Source organism: Ruegeria sp. CE8 (genome assembly GCF_056537465.1).
Map to the genome: position 1 here is coordinate 214,826 of NZ_JBQFRP010000006.1, position 16,331 is coordinate 231,156.

General features: G+C 50.8%; 15 protein-coding genes and 1 pseudogene. 6 read left to right on the top strand and 10 right to left on the bottom strand.

Translation table 11 applies throughout. The features are described 5' to 3' along the window. Positions 1–67 precede the first annotated feature (67 nt). Together ACR0AA_RS12545 and ACR0AA_RS12550 are read right to left on the bottom strand one after the other, a co-directional pair. The gene (locus ACR0AA_RS12545; RefSeq protein WP_480665049.1) at positions 68–451 is read right to left on the bottom strand and encodes a hypothetical protein; all 384 of its coding nucleotides are present in this window, start codon (positions 449–451) and stop codon (positions 68–70) included. 812 nt (positions 452–1,263) lie between these two features. Then, positions 1,264–2,214: a helix-turn-helix transcriptional regulator gene (locus ACR0AA_RS12550; protein WP_480665050.1), complete on the bottom strand. Its 951-nt coding sequence runs from the start codon at positions 2,212–2,214 to the stop codon at positions 1,264–1,266. A gap of 78 nt (positions 2,215–2,292) precedes the next feature. Here ACR0AA_RS12550 and ACR0AA_RS12555 point away from each other — a divergent pair, with 78 nt between their 5' ends. Beyond that, positions 2,293–2,790: a DUF1579 domain-containing protein gene (locus ACR0AA_RS12555; protein WP_480756154.1), complete on the top strand. Its 498-nt coding sequence runs from the start codon at positions 2,293–2,295 to the stop codon at positions 2,788–2,790. An 871-nt stretch (positions 2,791–3,661) separates the two neighbouring features. Here the strand turns inward: ACR0AA_RS12555 and ACR0AA_RS12560 are convergent. After that, on the bottom strand, positions 3,662–4,213 hold the full coding sequence (locus ACR0AA_RS12560; protein WP_480665052.1) for an orotate phosphoribosyltransferase: 552 nt from the start codon (positions 4,211–4,213) through the stop codon (positions 3,662–3,664). A gap of 286 nt (positions 4,214–4,499) precedes the next feature. Here ACR0AA_RS12560 and ACR0AA_RS12565 point away from each other — a divergent pair, with 286 nt between their 5' ends. Continuing rightward, complete coding sequence (locus ACR0AA_RS12565; RefSeq protein ID WP_480756155.1) at positions 4,500–5,858, top strand: leishmanolysin-related zinc metalloendopeptidase; 1,359 nt, start codon at positions 4,500–4,502, stop codon at positions 5,856–5,858. A 226-nt stretch (positions 5,859–6,084) separates the two neighbouring features. On the opposite strand, the pseudogene ACR0AA_RS12570 reads toward ACR0AA_RS12565, so the two are convergent. Beyond that, a pseudogene (locus ACR0AA_RS12570) lies at positions 6,085–6,245 on the bottom strand (two-component system response regulator); the annotation flags it as partial. 180 nt (positions 6,246–6,425) lie between these two features. On the opposite strand from ACR0AA_RS12570, the gene ACR0AA_RS12575 reads away from it, so the two are divergent. Next, on the top strand, positions 6,426–7,397 hold the full coding sequence (locus ACR0AA_RS12575) for a DUF2652 domain-containing protein (RefSeq protein WP_480756174.1): 972 nt from the start codon (positions 6,426–6,428) through the stop codon (positions 7,395–7,397). 384 nt (positions 7,398–7,781) lie between these two features. Here the strand turns inward: ACR0AA_RS12575 and ACR0AA_RS12580 are convergent, their stop codons facing one another. Next, positions 7,782–7,979, bottom strand: a complete 198-nt coding sequence (locus ACR0AA_RS12580; RefSeq protein ID WP_480666172.1) for a hypothetical protein — start codon at positions 7,977–7,979, stop codon at positions 7,782–7,784. A gap of 469 nt (positions 7,980–8,448) precedes the next feature. Further along, on the bottom strand, positions 8,449–8,814 hold the full coding sequence (locus tag ACR0AA_RS12585) for an HAD hydrolase-like protein (RefSeq protein ID WP_480666173.1): 366 nt from the start codon (positions 8,812–8,814) through the stop codon (positions 8,449–8,451). Positions 8,815–9,316: 502 nt separating this feature from the next. Between ACR0AA_RS12585 and ACR0AA_RS12590 the strand changes: the two genes are divergently transcribed. Together ACR0AA_RS12590 and ACR0AA_RS12595 are read left to right on the top strand one after the other, a co-directional pair. Continuing rightward, a complete protein-coding gene (locus ACR0AA_RS12590) occupies positions 9,317–9,910 on the top strand; it encodes a helix-turn-helix transcriptional regulator (RefSeq protein ID WP_480666174.1) in 594 nt (197 codons plus the stop codon). A gap of 348 nt (positions 9,911–10,258) precedes the next feature. After that, positions 10,259–10,510: a hypothetical protein gene (locus ACR0AA_RS12595; protein WP_480666175.1), complete on the top strand. Its 252-nt coding sequence runs from the start codon at positions 10,259–10,261 to the stop codon at positions 10,508–10,510. Between the two features lie 64 nt (positions 10,511–10,574). Here the strand turns inward: ACR0AA_RS12595 and ACR0AA_RS12600 are convergent, their stop codons facing one another. The 3 genes from ACR0AA_RS12600 to ACR0AA_RS12610 are packed head-to-tail and all read right to left on the bottom strand — an operon-like array spanning position 10,575 to position 13,907. Continuing rightward, on the bottom strand, positions 10,575–11,810 hold the full coding sequence (locus ACR0AA_RS12600; RefSeq protein WP_480756156.1) for an ABC transporter permease: 1,236 nt from the start codon (positions 11,808–11,810) through the stop codon (positions 10,575–10,577). Further along, complete coding sequence (locus ACR0AA_RS12605; protein ID WP_480666177.1) at positions 11,807–12,571, bottom strand: ABC transporter ATP-binding protein; 765 nt, start codon at positions 12,569–12,571, stop codon at positions 11,807–11,809. The genes ACR0AA_RS12600 and ACR0AA_RS12605 overlap by 4 nt, the downstream gene beginning before the upstream one ends. A gap of 7 nt (positions 12,572–12,578) precedes the next feature. Beyond that, positions 12,579–13,907 carry an efflux RND transporter periplasmic adaptor subunit gene (locus ACR0AA_RS12610; RefSeq protein ID WP_480666178.1) on the bottom strand — a complete coding sequence of 443 codons (1,329 nt, stop codon included), beginning with the start codon at positions 13,905–13,907 and terminating at the stop codon, positions 12,579–12,581. Positions 13,908–14,453: 546 nt separating this feature from the next. Here ACR0AA_RS12610 and ACR0AA_RS12615 point away from each other — a divergent pair. Then, positions 14,454–15,362 carry a GNAT family N-acetyltransferase gene (locus ACR0AA_RS12615; protein ID WP_480756157.1) on the top strand — a complete coding sequence of 303 codons (909 nt, stop codon included), beginning with the start codon at positions 14,454–14,456 and terminating at the stop codon, positions 15,360–15,362. Positions 15,363–15,504: 142 nt separating this feature from the next. Here the strand turns inward: ACR0AA_RS12615 and ACR0AA_RS12620 are convergent, their stop codons facing one another. Then, the gene (locus tag ACR0AA_RS12620; RefSeq protein WP_480666180.1) at positions 15,505–16,035 is read right to left on the bottom strand and encodes an N-acetyltransferase family protein; all 531 of its coding nucleotides are present in this window, start codon (positions 16,033–16,035) and stop codon (positions 15,505–15,507) included. Positions 16,036–16,331: the final 296 nt, after the last annotated feature.

The window sequence follows — 16,331 nt, forward strand, 5'->3', positions numbered from 1 at the left end:
ATCTGCTTGCCCGAGCTCGCCGCAGAGAAAGTCGGTAGTGAGCCCAAAGCGGACAGTTGAAGCAGCATTACTTCGCCAAGTCTCCTACGATGCCTACGGCATCAACAACAGTCGAGAGGTCATCCGTAACTTCCAAAATTTCATCATTGACGCGAATATAGCGATTTCCTTTTCCCGGCGGTTTCAATTTCCACTTCGACAGGTCGCCGACGTTTGAGTAGTTTAGGTCGCTGGGAAGCTTTGCACCGCGCGTGTATCTCTTGATTTGCCCTGGCGGCACCGCCTTTTTACCCTTGCTTGGCTTACCGTCCACTTGCACTTTCTTGTCTTTGGACTTGCCTCCCTTGTCTTTGGCTAACGCTAAATCAACCCCGCCAATTGATAATGCCAGAGCAAGAACCCAAACAAATCCAGTACTAACTCGCATATTCATTCCCTTCACTCGAACCATACCCAGACGCTCATGCTGGCGACTAGAAAGATTAACCCCTGATAAAGTCTTCAAAGGTGGAAACGCAGGTTACCACTTCAAAAGTAACAGCCTTATGTTACATCAGGACCGATAAGTAGCGTGCGACCGATGCGTCTTTAAGGCAATAGACCAAAATACAAGTCCAAAAAACAAACGCGCCTGCTGGCTCAATAATCCTACTAAAGTTCGACAGGGAGCCATTCCCTTTAGCACCGTGGGCCACGACGCTACTGCCACTTAGCGAAGGGAACAGGTCCCTTTTGTTTTGCTTAACCATGTTCAACTCACAAAATTTACTACAAGGTTTATATTTTCCCCCACATTAACCCATTGTTAACATCAGAGTATTTTGTGTTTTTTCGCGTATTTGAGGCAATTTTCGAACACAATGTTGTTGAATGTTTTGATATTGTAGAGCCAGAACCGATCGCCCCCATTGAATTGATCCGAACCTATAGTTGGGAAACGGAGGATCAAAGATGGGGAGCAAGCGAACGAGCGCATTCGGACTGTTGCAACTTTTCGAACTGCGTCGCCAAAGCCAGTTTCGTCCGCAATGCCGACCTTACTGCCGTCTGATCCGGTACCATGTTCTACCAAAAAATGCCCGATCTGAGGCCAAACCAGTCATTGCCCCACAGTTGGGTTGCTGCAATTGCACTGGATTGCTCCCAGCCCTATGCGGGCATTCATGACTAGACTTTGCAGATTCCGATTTGCGGGACAAAGTGTAACTTTGCCGCGGGCGCAAACGCATTTCGCTCTAAAAACGAGCTTGGATTTCCTCGCTGTCAGGAAGAGTAGTGACCAGCTATCCTATGAATTTCAGCGATTACATTTTTCCGAAGACTCCTAGGGGAAATAACCTCGACCTCTTTGCCCAAGGAGAGGATACTGCGGATGGTAATTGCTCCGTATTCCATTTGCACTGTCACGATATGCAATCCATCAACTTTATGGGTAACTGTTTGGGTGTCCGGTGCGACGCCCATCTCGCTTAGCAAGCGCAACCCTTCGGACGTCACCTTAAGCGTAACAGTTTGAGATTTCAGCCGGCGCTCGAAATCGGTTCTCCAAACGTCCCAAAACTCGCGAATATTGAAGTTTTCAGGTCGAGAGAAAACTTTGTCCAATGCCTCAATGCTCTGGATTTTAGCAATTTTGTAAACTCGGGGAGTATCGACCAAGGCCACAAGATACCAACTCCCTGCTTTGAGAACGATTGCTAGAGGTGACACTATACGTTCCACGACGCCCCTCCAACTCTCGTATCTTATGGAAAGCTGTTGTTGTGCCCATACAGCGGTAGCGACTTGCCGGACAAAAGGGGCATCTTCTTTTTTCCGATACCAACTCACCGGATCCAGAAAAAATCGCTCGGAAACGATGGCGGCATGGTCGCGCGTTTCATTCGGAAGCGAGGCCAGAACCTTCAACTCGGTCTGGTTCGCTGCTTCCAACAACCCCAGATCGTCTAAGACCGCACCTAGTCCGGAGAGAAGAAGGCTGCTGGCTTCGTCGGCGTCTAGGCCTGTTAAACGTGTTTGATAGCCGTCCAGCAACTTATACCCGCCATTGCGACCTCGTTCGGCAAACACAGGGACGCCGGCATAGCTCAACTGATCGATGTCTCTGTGAATCGTACGCGGGCTAACCTCTAGTTCCTCTGCCAATTGATCAGCCGTCATTTGGCCGCGCGTTTGAAGACGTATCAGGATTGAAAGCAAACGCGACGATTTCATTCCACCCTCAAAAAACATGACACATGATGGCAAGTTATCTCCGGTAATAGTGTGCATGTCACGCACAACGGAGAGACCATGCACACAAAATTGAACCAAAGAGGGAGCGAGCAAGCTCAGGATGATTTCGACTTCATGTTTGGCTCCTGGACTGTACAGCACCGAAGATTGCGGGAACGTCTTGTAGGGTGCCAGGATTGGGATTCTTTCGATGGAACCTCCCGAACCGCCCCGATCCTGGCGGGCAACGGAAACGTTGAAGACAATTTTGTAGATCTTCCAGAAGATCCCTATCGCGCAATTGCACTGCGTAGCTTTGACATCAGGTCGGGTCAGTGGGCGATCTGGTGGCTCGATGGCAGATCACCACATACTCTTGATACGCCTGTTAAGGGCCGGTTTGATGGTGAAGTCGGTGAATTTTTTGCCGAAGACACTCTGGATGGTAAGGCCATTATGGTACGTTTTCTCTGGAAAAAAGGCATAGTCCCACGATGGGAACAGGCCTTCTCAACGGATGGAGGCGTTAACTGGGAGACCAATTGGACGATGGACTTCACACATATTCCACGTTGACATGCGATAATCTACCAAAAAAACCTGCCCAAGTTGTTGGACACTGAATGAGCGTCATTGGGCAGGGCATTCATTCTTAAACGACGCCAAGGTCTGGCTGGGGCAGGTTTTTCTGCCTAAACCTAGACCAACAGCACCAATTGAACGATGCTCTTTAATAGCCTCACAAGAACCAAGCACCGAGTTAGAGGAAGCGGTCTGGCAGCTACGCTAATCTGTACTTGCCGTGAACGCCGCTTAGAAGGGCCGCAGCGCAGCATTACGCGGCTCAGTCAGCGGCGGCTTTGGGCCGACTCGTCAAACTTTGTAAAGTCCGGTTTCCGCGCAAAACTGCCCTTGGCGCTCCTCAGTCTCGCTACTGCGGCGAACGGTAACTCTGTCCGCAGAGCTGACATCAGTCGCTCCTATTTGTCGTCTACAGAATCTACCGCACTTAATCCCGCTGCAACGGGCACACTAATTAGGCAGTGGCGCACCTTAAGCTTGTGGCTAACTCGCAACAAGAATGACGTAATCTGAACGCCGTGTTCACGTTGAGTTCACCAACGGTCAAGTAATCTCTCTCTAGCTTCTTAGCGATTTTAGTTGTGTACGTTGGGAGATGAAAGCCATGACAATGAGGCTAGATGGAGAAGTCGATGACGGCCAAGCAAAATGGTCTGAATGGACCATGTATCCTAAAAAGCGCACGCTTAAGCTGACAGACTACGCCTCCGGATTCGTCATCGCACTCTCTGCGTTTGTTGCGAGTGACGGACACAACTACTTATTATTCTGAGCATACCGACGCAGCCAGCCCGCCTCGTTATAGTTGACTTCGAATTTCCGCTGCGAACCCGTGTTCCGGAAAACCTCTGGCACCAGATGTTCTTTAGCGCTCCAATTCAGCACGTAAAAATACTGGATAAACAGCGAGAGTGGGAACGCCCTGAATGGTCGGCACGCTTTCTCCCCGCCAAATAGCGCAGACAACCGCGAGGACGTCAGCACCTTCCTGCACTGCTAGCTGATGAGCATCAGCAACTGCACCACCCGTGGAAATGACATCCTCAACGAACGTTACCTTTTTCCCGGCGATATCCTGGCCTTCTATTGCGCGACACGTTCCGTAGGTTTTCGCTTCCTTTCGAACGAACGCTGCTGGCAACCCCGTCTCAAGGGAAATCGCTGTAACCAAGGGTATTCCTCCCAACTCAAGCCCTGCGATAATTTCCGTATCCGTGGGCAGAAGCGAACTCATTGCTAGCGCCAACGGCTTCAGTATGAGCGGATCGCCCTCAAAACGATACTTATCGAAATAGCGATGAGAAATTTCTCCGGAACGCAGCAGGAATTCGCCCTCAAGCGTGGCAATGTCGGCAACGCGACGAGCGAGTTCAGATTTTGAAAGATTGTTCAGGCTAGCCATCACGTCCTCCGGCATGCAAACATCCTAGAAGTAGAGGAATAACAAAGCGTTGTCAGCCCTTGGTTGCGGAAATGACCGTAACGTCCGCCCGGCCGTCATTCGCTCCTTATTTTGGACTTCGAGTGTCCGTTGCGAGCCCATTTTAGACCTTTACGGGGATAAAATTGTGCGACGGTTTTTTTTAAGAGCTACCGTTCAATACATAAACTAGACATAAACAGCATATTCAACACACATTTAATCGCGTTATTTTATTCTGATAATCAGATGTATGGGGGGCTTCAATTCGGAGATAGGTAATATGCACGCAAAACGTTTGGATCGAATTCTGTTTGACGATTTTTTTGATGCCATTGATGAATTTGTTTGGGAGCATGTTGACACTCCCAACGGACCCCAACCGGGTACACCTGCAGATGGCCCGGCATCGCATGCACTCCTTCAGCCAACCGCCCTTGACAGTCATGCTGGTGAGACCTCCGACGTATCCGTCAATGATTACAAAGTGTTAAACACGGGCGATCCGGTCGGCGGATCTAATGGTGAAGGCGGAGATGGCCTTGATCCAATTATTGAATTTATCTTGGAGCGGGCTGACGCTCCCAACGGGCCCGAACCGGTTGCGTCGGCAGATGGCCAGGCGCTGCGCGCACTCCTTCAGCCCAACGCCTTCGAAAACCAAACCAGCGTAAGCTCCGATGCAAACTTCGTTGACTACCAAGAGTTCAACATGGGCAATCCCTTCGGCGGCGGCGGCGGCGGCGGCGGTGGTCGACCGGGCGGTGGCGGCGGCGATGATGGAGGCGGCGGCGGCGGCACTGTGGAAGCTACCTACACTTCGGGTACTCTCGATACTGGGTTCGACGATAAAATCACTGTAGATACCAATCGCGGCACAAGTGATCCGTTTAATTTTCAGATCGAATTTGTGGGAAACGGGTCAGATTGGAACACTTCGATCGCGACAACCATACAAGGCTATGTCGAAGCGGCAGCGGAATTTCTTTCTTCGGTCATTGCATATGGCTTTACGGACGATGACAACGGCTTGAAATCAGATGGTACGGAGTTCGTGCTTGATGACCTCTATGTCGAAGTCAAACTTGAAACCGGAGCGCTGGGTGGAGAGGTTGCATCGGCAAATATCTACGCCGCAAACGATTGGGACGGCAATGGTACGGCTGAAACACCGGCTGGCGCTACCCTTACCATCGACCTTGCCGATGCGGCCTCTCTCGATGCGCTCGGCGTGCTGGATGACACGATACTTCATGAGATGATCCATGCGCTGGGATTTGGTACCCTTTGGGATGTTGCGGGCAACGATTTGACAACTAAGTCGAAGCGTAATCTCGTATACACTGGGACAGAAGCCACGACCTTGTATGGTGATAATATTCCGGTGGAAGGCGGTGGCGGGCGCGGCACTTCCGGAGGTCATTGGGACGAGGTAGCCTTGGATGCCGAACTAATGACCGGGATCGTTGAACAGACCGATACCATGTATCTGGCAGACTTTTCGCTCGCGTCTCTAGAAGACCTGGGGATCTATGAACTCGCTGCCGGATGGGAGGACGAACTGGCTGCCCTGAATGGCTCAAACGCTACGGGCGACGGAATCGATCTTATGGCCTGGCACGACGGTTTTCTTACTGCTTGAACAGCATCAAACTAATTCACAGCGGTGCCAGTTGGTTCTGGCGCTTCTGTTTTCTTGGAAGCCAAGTTCGCAGCACATTGTGATAGCTAAAGCCGGCTAGTATGCAGCCCCTTTTCCGGCTAGCTGCGTAAATGTTACTAACGGTCGCTTTGTCCGCATTGCCGCCTTAAAGAATATCCTCTGAACAGAGTCCTGATTCAGATTGAACCCAATTCGCTGCCCATTTCCGAGGACTAAGCTTCACCAAATTCCCCTGCAGCGTCCGGCGGTGCGTGTTCAGGCGGCAGGCGGTCTCGGACACACTCCGGTCACACAGCTTGTAGACCCGCTGGATATGTTCCCAGCTCACGCGGTCCGCGCTCATGGGTTTTCCGGGGGCGGTCGCAGACGCGCTTGTCCGGTACTGTGGCCGAAGTTACAGTCAAGGGAGGGAGGGCAAAGGGGAAAGCTCGGATGTCTGTTCAAAGCGGTTACCTGCTAATCGCCGATATTACCGGTTATACCGAATACCTGACCCGGTCAGAGCTGGAACACGCCAACCCAATCATCCGTTCTTAGCTTGAAGCAATTGTAATGGGACTGAAGGACCCAATGAAGTTGCGTGGTCTAGAAGGTGATGCTGTTCTCGCTTATTCGAGTGGGCCGTTCCCTTCAGGTGAGACTTTCCTCAATATATGCGAAAGCCTTTATCGGGGTTTCGCCGAACGCCGTCGGAACATTGTGCAGAACACGACTTGTCCCTGCAATGCTTGTCGCAACGTAACCGATCTCGATCTGAAGATCCTTGCGCATCACGGAAAATTTGAAGAACTGTCGATCGGACCGATGAAAGATATCTCCGGTGCTGAGGTCATACTCGTGCATCGTATGGCGAAGACCGATGTGAAGGATGATACTGGTATCCGCAGCTACGCCCTGTTCTCGGAAGACGCATTTCAGGCAATGGGTATCAAGTCTGAACTTATGCAGTATAGCGCTCAGTTCGAGCACTTTGGTGACGTACCCATGCGGGTTTATGATCTTGCTGCTGCTTGGCAACGATACCGGGAGATCGCCGGGCCCGTCCGCGTTACAGACGAGGATGCCGTGTTCACAACCCGGCACTTACTGAAGGCGCCTCCGGTAGTGGCCTGGGAAATGCTCACAGATCCCCGGCTCAAGATGCGTTGGATGATGTTGAAGGACGCCTATCGGGAAGGGGATGCGTCGCGAACGTCCGCCGGCGTCCGCCTGCACTGCGTTCATGAAGCAGCTCACTTCCAGATGCTGATCGTCGATTGGAATCCGTTCGAATACGTGACCGATATCCTCCACAATTCGTCCATCGAGGGCCTTACAAATCTGGAGACCTATGAGTTGGTTCCGGTAGAAGAAGGCACCGAGGTCGTGTTTCGGATGGGGCAGCTGACTGACGCTGAAGGCAAACATCATCCCGTAGAGGAATCTGCAGTAATCGATCTGTTCGAGAATCTTTATCCTGTGGCTTTCGGTATTCTGGACGAAATGGCGTTGGAGCTTCATCAAAAGAAACAAGAGTAATGACTCTTGGGCGACTATTTGTCGGAACCATCATTGTGAGGCAGCCAGTCACAGTGAACCCTCTCGCGCTGAGCTGTCTGACGCGCGGCTGATCAAGAACGGGTTGCTATTTGAATTTTTAAAAATTGGCTCATATCTATGCGAGGTTTTGTCGCCGCCAACGTTGGCGAAAGCGGTCACCAACGCAATCATGTTGAACGGCAGAAAAGTCCCGCTTGTCGGCCATCCGACACTGGACTTTGAACATCCGGAATGCGCGGGTTCTCGGCACTCGGTATCTGCACTCCAAATATGGCAGTGGTGGTCCGGCAATTCCAACAATTAGAAAGGGCCGCTTTGCGAGGCGCAACCAGCGCAGTGGCCTAAACAGTGTGATCAAGTAAGTTAGTTAGGTCGCACCGCAACGAGAACGACGTTAAGTTTATCTTCCAAGGCCTGCAGTTTCTCGAGCTGTTCTTTTGGCAGCGTCACAGTATCAGTTTCAACAGCGGTAAGAGCCACAACCGGGCTTCCAATTTCTTTTTCAAGTTCCCGAACCGCATTGAGTTTATCGGCTTCAAGTTCCGCGATCGGGTATAGCATAGCAATCTCCTGGCTACTGATGATGGAAAGCATAGCCTATTTTCGCGATGTTTGGGCATACTATGGTAGATCGGCCTTGTTGCGCCCACCCGCCTTTCGTTGAACTCCGCTGAATGTCCCTTTAGTGCCGCATTCAGATGAATGCACGCGCAATACTCAGCTTATCCGGGAACGGCCGGTAAGGGCTCTTCCCGCTAGTCAAAACGACCCGCAGAGAACGGCGGCCAAGAGCCCAATTTGTCCAATACTGCGTGACGCCCCAATGACAGCTATGCGCAGAAAGCGGGCTTTGCATAGTTCGGAATGCGGCCCAAGTCGGACATGAGCTCAGAGTTCATTTGTTGCGGAGGGTTCTCCAAAGCTGCCGTTCACACGCGGCGCTTCGTTCACATGGTCGGTATGTGCTCAATGCAGATTCACCCAACACTCGAGTTAGCAGAAAGACGTATCTAAGCGGAACGCCCTAATATCAAGGCCGGTCTACAACAAAGTTCGGTACTATCCCTGCCTTCATGATCGATGCTTCAACATCATGTCCTGCGAAGAAGCCGAATCCAGAGATGAGCGCGGAAGCTATGCCAGCCTTTCGTGCACCTAGAACGTCGGTGTGCAGGCTGTCGCCAACCATCAGAACCCGGGACTTGTCGATGTGCCCCAGGCGGCTGAATGCAAGATCATAGATGTTGGCGAAAGGTTTTCCAAAGAACTGTGGGGTGACGCCTGTCCGGTCTGCTAGCCGGTGCGCGTAAAGACCGGGTTCTTTGGATACACCGTACTCGCGCGGAGCGACAATGTCAGGATTGCCAACCAATACCGGGCGGGGACGTTCCAGCAAAGCTGGCCTCCAACATGGCTTGTCGCGTTTCATTTCAAACGGCTGACCCAATCATCAAAAAACAGTCGACGGTTTCGTAGGGCTTCGGGTCATCCTCCAGATAAGAATCACAAAGGCATTAACATTGCCTCATTAATTCTGCGTTAATTTTGCATTAATATTAAATTCACGCCTGGAGGTTTCGGACACTTCTATCCAGCACTTATTAGGAAATTCAGGCAAAGATCACACACCTAACAGTAGCTGAAATGGAACAAATATCGAACAGGAAAAGTCAAAAAAACGATCACTGGTGCCAAATACGAGTTTGCAGTTTACTTAAATGAGTATATTCAGGATAATCTTTACGCAACGTTAGTGTTGTTTCAGTGGTCTTGTCATCTCGAGGTTTTTAAGCGGTTTTTGCTGACTATGGATTGTCCCCGCGGCTGCCCTCAGGGCAGCTTTTCCATAGGCGCGCACTGCCGATTATTGACCGGGTTTTTAGTTTGGGTTTCGAGTGATGAATTTTCTGTCCTTTGTCCGCTGGTTTTCCCTTTTTGATGATCAAGCCGTCAATATTCTTCTGCTTGATTTAGACGGAAATATTTTCTCCCTGAGTGAATGTGACGCAAAGTCTAATGGCCGAAAGTTGTTCTTGCACTGGCGCGACGTAAACGTTGGGGATGATTTACAAAACAAGAAATTTGAAAGACTGATAAAAGCATGTCTGAGTTTTTCCTTTGAAAGCGGCGCCCCTTTACCTCCCCCGGTTATAGTCAAAATCAAAGAAGACCGTCGAATTTACATTGATGTTCTGCCTTTGCCGGACGAATACAAACCTCCTTTTGGACATGCTCATGCCTTGCTCAACTTCCGTGAGCTGGAAACCCAGGTTTCTGTCACGGATGATAGTCTTCGGGAATACTTTGGCCTTACGCCAAGTGAGGCATCCCTGGCAATGGCCCTAACCGAAGGCAAAAGTCTAAAGGAAGCATCGTCCCGGTTGGGTATCTCGATTTGGACGGCACGCAGTCATTTGCGGTCAATCTTTCAGAAAACAGACACGCATCGTCAGGCTGAGTTGGTGTCGTTAATCACCCACATGGATCATTAAGAAATAGCTTGTCAGCTTTTCTTTTCTGAAGCTCAATAGCATCCCCTATATAAGTTAATCTGAATTCACTAACGCGTTTAGGTTAGTTTATTTGAGCTAATCAAATTAGTATACTGTGTTTTCATATTAAATGTGATTCAGAGATAGATAAAACAAGCTGCTGCAAATGAGTTACCTAAAATGAGTTAGCCTATATTATTTAGCTCGTGATAGCTAGCGCGGCTGATTTAGTCAAAATTAGGCACTTCCTATGGGTGATTTATTATGAGTTTCCGCCCCCCTTGAACGAGCGATGTTTGCTTCCTTCATTTTTGCTTTACTATCGCCACGTTCTCAAAGGAGGTTATTATGAAAACGATATTGATTGCGGCCGTAGCATTCGCGTTGACTGCTCCAATGGCAATGGCAACAGACAACGGTGGAAAACCGTCTGATCGGGAACTGGCCGAGCGCCGTTGCGGAAACAACGGTGAAGGCAACGACGCTGAACTTTTGTTTAAGAAGAAAACCAAGGACGGAATTGTCTATGTCTGCAAAAAGTTTGTGGATCTTAAGGGCGAACCTGACGAAGACATCCCACGCGACGTAGACCCCAACTGAGCTTCCCCTTCAGCTCAGAACGCTGGTTAAAAGCGTGGACAAGCGCCCCAAGCGGGGCGCTTTTTCATTCGAATTTCAAGGCGACAACCGGATCCAGGCGGGATGCCCGTCGCGCAGGGACATAGCCAAAGATCAACCCCACCACCGAAGCCAGCCCAACTGCCCCGATCATGGACATGGGGCTAAGGAACACGGGCCAACCGGCCATGTTGCCAACGATGACCGCAACCCCGCCTCCGATGAGCAATCCAATCAGTCCACCAATGAAGCACAGCAAAACTGATTCCATGAGGAATTGGCCTTGCACATCGCTGGGTCTAGCCCCGATGGCCATACGCAGTCCGATTTCGCGGGTCCGTTCCGCGACGCTAACCAGCATGATGTTCATAATGCTGATGCCGCCCACAACTAGCGAAACCGAGGCGATCCCCGCCAACAACCAGCCGATCGTTTTCTTGGCCGCGTTCCGTGCCTCCATCGCGGCGGCGGGATCAACGACCCGAAAGTCGTCTTCCTGTTCGGCCCGCAATCTGTGTCGTTGCCTCAGCAGAGATGAAATGGATTGGCTGGCATCGGCGATGCTATCGGTCGAGTTTGATTTAACAAGGATATAGTCCACCGCTCCCCGGTCAGTTACGTTCGAACTGCCAAAAAGACGCTGTTTCGCCGTTCTGATTGGCACAAAGACAACTTCGTCCTGCGCACGTCCCGATCCAGCCGTACCTTTTTTTGACAAGACTCCGATGACTTTGAAGGGTGTCTTAAGGATGCGAATGGTCTGGCCAACAGGGTCTTCTTCACCAAACAGGTTTTGCGCGGTGTCTTGCCCAAGTAAAGCGACCTTCTCGGCGCTGTTCAGTTCACCCGAAGAAAAGTGTCGCCCAGAGCTCAACGGCCATTCGCGGATCGAAAAATAGGTCGTCGTTGTGCCATTCACCGTGACCCACACACTCTGATTTCTATTGACCACCTGAATGTCTTCGCGGACAGACGGTGCGACCATTGCAACGTCGGGAATTGTTTCGGCTATGGATTTGGCATCCAATTCGTTCAGAATAGCAAGCTCATATTTCCCGCCGTCAATGCCAGTTGCATTCACCCATTCGGGTACGACCATCAATACATTTGCCCCCAAGGTCTGGATTTGACGCTCGACCTCTCGTTGCGCGCCCGACGCAAAGGCCACCATTGATACCACCGAAGCCACACCGACAATAATACCCAGCATCGTGAGAACACTCCGCAACAGGTTGGAGAGGAGCGCCCGAAACGCGATCTTGATACTCTCGGCGATATTCATTCCAGAAGCCGTCGTTGCGATCTGAGGTCTTGAGTTAGAATCAAGGGCGCTAAAGGTTTTTCCGACCGCGATAAATCAAGTTCGACAGGAGAGGTTTCTTTTTCAATTTGCCCGTCCCTCAAACGCAAAATACGCTTCGATTTTGCAGCGACGGTTTCATCGTGGGTAATTATAACGACGGTGTGACCAGCTTGGTTAATTTGCTCAAACAACGAAAGAATTTGATTGCCTCGTTCGCTGTCTAAGGCTCCCGTGGGTTCATCTGCTAATATCAACTTGGGGCGATTGGCCAAAGCACGCGCTATCGCAACCCTTTGTTGTTCCCCACCCGATAGTTGGCGCGGGTAATTGGATTGGTGACCTGACAGACCCATTTTTGTTAACAAGTCCGTCACTCGCTCCCTTCTCTGTTGCTTCTCCAAACCTGCATAAATCATTGGCAATTCGACGTTTTCGAAAGCCGTATGTCGCTGAAGCAAGTTGTAAGACTGAAAGACAAAGCCGATTTCCCGATTGCGGATTTCGGCACGTTTTTTTACTGACAAACCGTCTGCATTTTTCCCGCAAAACAACAAGTGGCCTTCGGTGGGCCTATCCAGAAGCCCAAGGATATTCATCAGTGTCGACTTACCCGACCCGCTTGGCCCGGTAATTGCAACAAAGTCACCTTCTGCTATTGTAAATGAGCACCCTCTGAGCGCGTCATATCGTGTTTCACCGCTGTCATAGCTGCGCCGCAAGTTATTAACCTCGACCAGCATGTCAGGCCTATTTCACGAAAAAGGAATTGACGAAGCTTCTCTTTTTGGACGCTTTTACCTCACCGGTTGCGATTTGATCGCCTTCTTGCAGATGCTCGGAGTAAACGATCTGGTGGCTTGCATCTCGTTGTCCCAGTTCAACGTCTATCGGTTCCAACGCCCCATCAGGCGCGACCTTCCAGACCAATGCTCCATCTTTGACGCTTTCGACCGGTGTGACAGTACTTGGTTGAAAACCGATTGCATGGCTCAGCACTTTTAGACCTGGTTCGGATTCTTGAATTGTGATCTCCACCAAGGCTGTCATACCAGGGAGCAGCAACTGATCCGTGTTGGTAGTCTTTAAAACGACGGTATACGTTACGACGTTTTGAAATACTGTCGGCGACTTTCGAACTTCTTTGACAGAGGCTTTGAAGGCCCGGTCAGGGTAGGCGTCTACCAGGAATTGAGCACTCTGCCCGACGTCTATTTTGCCAATATCTGTTTCGTCTACATTTACGTTAACCACCATCTGATCCAAACCACCCGCAATAGTGAACAGTCTCGGAGCTTCTAAAGCGGCTGCCACTGTCTGCCCCTCTTCAATGTTGCGGTCAATAATTACCCCGTTGGTCGGAGAGCGGATCGTGGATCTCGCGAGCTCAACTTCGGCAGCTTCCAAGGCCGCACGTCGTTGCGGGATGCTTGCCAATGCCCCGTTGAGTTCTGCCTTGGCTCTGACCAAGTCCGAACGCGTTACAGAAATTCTTAATTTGTTTGTGGCTAGAAGCGCTTTGGCTTCCTTCAGACGAGCTTCGGCGGTCAGCACTAAACTTTCGTCATCTTCGACGTCTGCGACAGCAACCGTGCCATTTGTTTGCAGCTGTTTTTTTCTGGCCAGTTTGGATTGAGCAACTGCCAAAACCGCCTGAGCTTCGTCGACCCTGGCCAAAAACACCTGTTGCTCCAACTTTGCAACTTCGATTTCAACCGAGGTCTTGTCTACTATTGCTTGTTGAACGTCTACGACTGCGAGGCCGACTTCTATGTCTGCTTCCGCCTCCTTGAGACGCGCCTCAAAACTCTGCCTGTCGATTTGCGCCAGAGCTTGACCTTTAACCACTGTGTCGTTGTAGCTGACATGAACCTTGGTAATTCTGCCGGATACCTGCGACCCAACCTCGACCGCAGTCAAGGAATCGACCTGCCCCGTTGCTGTGACAGTCTCCCTCAATACCCCGCGCTCGACCGGCACGGTTACAACTTCGAATAAATCGCGAGATGTGCCGCCATTAAAATAAACTAACGCAATGGCTGCACCGCCCGCCAGAATAAACGCCACGGTTTTCAACATATTACAACGATGCCATGAAACGACGTTTCATTCAATTTCTTAATCATCTAGTGCAAACTGATGACCTCGTACTTTCCGTTCTTTAAGAGGCAGATTCCTGTAATCAGTGAATTTTTTGACAAGAGCATTTTCAGAATTATGTCTACGCTCCAAAGCAAAGCGTGACGCAGTTGTTTATGAAGCCAATATGGCGAAATGAATACTCCAGAAATTATGCTCCTCTCCCACCTAAGTCGTCTGCTGTCACCCAAAATGACACCCAAAGCCGATTTTGAGTACGTCCAAGCGGCGCAATATGCGCCTATCTGTCTGATTTGTAAGGGAAGTTTTGGTGGCGAAGGAGGGACTTGAACCCCCGACAAGCGGATTATGATTGAGTCTAGGTATCGCCACGAGAGACCACAATCTGCCACATCCAACCACATCAACTTGTTGGCCACGTTGAGTTTAAAACGCGCGAACACCCACAACCGACAACAAGCCCTCATACTTAACCACACGGATGTTTGTCACCCATACGCTACCCAGTCCCGAAAGCGGGCGTTCATGCATCCCGCAGCGAACGTCCGCATCGAGCCCATCTCGGTCATTCTGCTGTCATGGTTTCTTGACTCTGCCGACGGTCACCTGAACGCTTACACAATGGATGACCTTGCCCCCGAATATTTTGGCAATTCTGATCAGCAACGCCTTCAAATGCGTGCGGACTATCTTTGGAAACTGGTGCAGGACATCCCTGACTATGCTTGCCATGGTCGCGTTGTGGGACTGGCAAATTATTCTGAGCATAATCTCGAACAGCAAATAGCGCTTGCACGTCTGCAAGGGGTTGCCCCAGTCGACGGGATGCCGCGGGAATATCTTGCCAAGCGCCGCACAGGATTGGAGAACGCGGGACTGATAACGGATGTCTACGACCACTGGGAAGGCTCTGTAGCGACGTTCAAAGCTGCCGATGCAATTCTTGCCAAAAGTGGCTTGCCCGCTGACCTAAAGGCCTGTGTTGTCACTTCGGACACCTCGGTGGAAGATTTGACAAATCGCGACAGCCTCACGCAGAGCTGCGATGTGCTGCTTCCCATGGGCTTATTCATGCGGGGCTTCGAGCGTCCAAGTGTGTTCCTTTATGCGAAAGACCGGGCAGAACGTGTCGTCGGAGCCGCCGCGGCCGTCGCGCAGTTTCACAACGAACACGACAAAAGCCAAATGGTGTGGTGGGGTATGCTCTCGACAGATCCCAAGAGACGCGGACAGGGCATCGCGTTGATCTTAGGTGCCATGGTGTCGCGCGATGTTCGCCAAAAGCAAGGGCTTTCCAAGTGTTTCACCGGTATTCGCGCCGGAAATGTGCCTTCGGAGGCGCTTTGTTCTAAGCTCGCATTGTCACGAACGGACACTGTAGATTTGCTCGCAATTAATCCGGAGTCGTTTGGTGGTGGCCAAATGTCCAAGTGATTTGGGCTTGGCAGCTTTGTCCCGCTGAGCCGCTGTTCGACACGTCGGACTTGCTCGTGAACCTGACCGGAAACGTCGGATGACCGCTTGGAGCCCAAATCGACCAATGCTACGCGTGGCACGAACGGAAGCTGTGCGAGAGCTACAAAAGAGGTTTCTTTAAAGGTGTTCCATCGAACGTACAAAGCATCATGAGGTCGGAGCGTTCTGTTTTCTCAAATATGACAGAGCGCGGGCGAAGGCCGAACTCGACAAAACCCAGAGCTCTGTAGAGTGTGATTGCTCGATGATTGGATGCATCAACTGTCAACTCTGCTTGAAGCAGACCGTCATCTTTTAGCACCTCAGACACTGTCTCCATAAGCGAACGGCCAATGCCTTGCCCGTGAGATTTGGCGGCAACATACAACGGACCAATATCCGCAGTGTGCTTCAACCGTTCAACACCGCCGCGCCGAGCAACCACGAAGCCGACGAGTTCGTCATTTTTGTCAAAAGCCCCGATGTAAACGCCGTTCTTGATACCGCTCTGAAAGGTCGCCTCAGGGATTGCCAAGAGTTCTTCGCGAGTGAGAAGAAAACACTCTGGCGCAGTTCGCAAGGCTTCCCCCCAGAATGCTCGAAGAACTGACGAGTCGTCTGGAGTAAGGCGGCGAAGTAATGGTTTTGTCACTATCAAATCCACATTTTTCGAACTAGTATTCGCATAACCCAATTTCTCGTCTTTTACCTGCTACAGAAACTCGCAAAAGCCATGTACGTCCACCATTGGGAGTGATTTGCATCAAGAGACCTGACACTCCACCTACCGCGACAGTGGAGTTTCTGGTACTGCCCGAATGCTTCAACCTCTTCACATCAAGCGCAGTGAGTTCTTTCGCTACTTTCGGCATGCTTACCCCGCAACTGACCCGCCAAAACCACTGACAGCAGTTGCGACGAGGTGCAATGGGTTACAGCGGAAAATTC

Coding starts and splice junctions, on each gene's coding strand:
- ACR0AA_RS12555 (WP_480756154.1), top strand. CDS start 2,293: ATGCACACAAAATTGAACCAAAGAGGGAGCGAGCAAGCTCAGGATGAT.
- ACR0AA_RS12600 (WP_480756156.1), bottom strand. CDS start 11,810: ATGAATATCGCCGAGAGTATCAAGATCGCGTTTCGGGCGCTCCTCTCC.
- ACR0AA_RS12590 (WP_480666174.1), top strand. CDS start 9,317: ATGAATTTTCTGTCCTTTGTCCGCTGGTTTTCCCTTTTTGATGATCAA.
- ACR0AA_RS12550 (WP_480665050.1), bottom strand. CDS start 2,214: ATGAAATCGTCGCGTTTGCTTTCAATCCTGATACGTCTTCAAACGCGC.
- ACR0AA_RS12565 (WP_480756155.1), top strand. CDS start 4,500: ATGCACGCAAAACGTTTGGATCGAATTCTGTTTGACGATTTTTTTGAT.
- ACR0AA_RS12560 (WP_480665052.1), bottom strand. CDS start 4,213: ATGCCGGAGGACGTGATGGCTAGCCTGAACAATCTTTCAAAATCTGAA.
- ACR0AA_RS12580 (WP_480666172.1), bottom strand. CDS start 7,979: ATGCTATACCCGATCGCGGAACTTGAAGCCGATAAACTCAATGCGGTT.
- ACR0AA_RS12595 (WP_480666175.1), top strand. CDS start 10,259: ATGAAAACGATATTGATTGCGGCCGTAGCATTCGCGTTGACTGCTCCA.
- ACR0AA_RS12615 (WP_480756157.1), top strand. CDS start 14,454: ATGCATCCCGCAGCGAACGTCCGCATCGAGCCCATCTCGGTCATTCTG.
- ACR0AA_RS12610 (WP_480666178.1), bottom strand. CDS start 13,907: ATGTTGAAAACCGTGGCGTTTATTCTGGCGGGCGGTGCAGCCATTGCG.
- ACR0AA_RS12605 (WP_480666177.1), bottom strand. CDS start 12,571: ATGCTGGTCGAGGTTAATAACTTGCGGCGCAGCTATGACAGCGGTGAA.
- ACR0AA_RS12545 (WP_480665049.1), bottom strand. CDS start 451: ATGGTTCGAGTGAAGGGAATGAATATGCGAGTTAGTACTGGATTTGTT.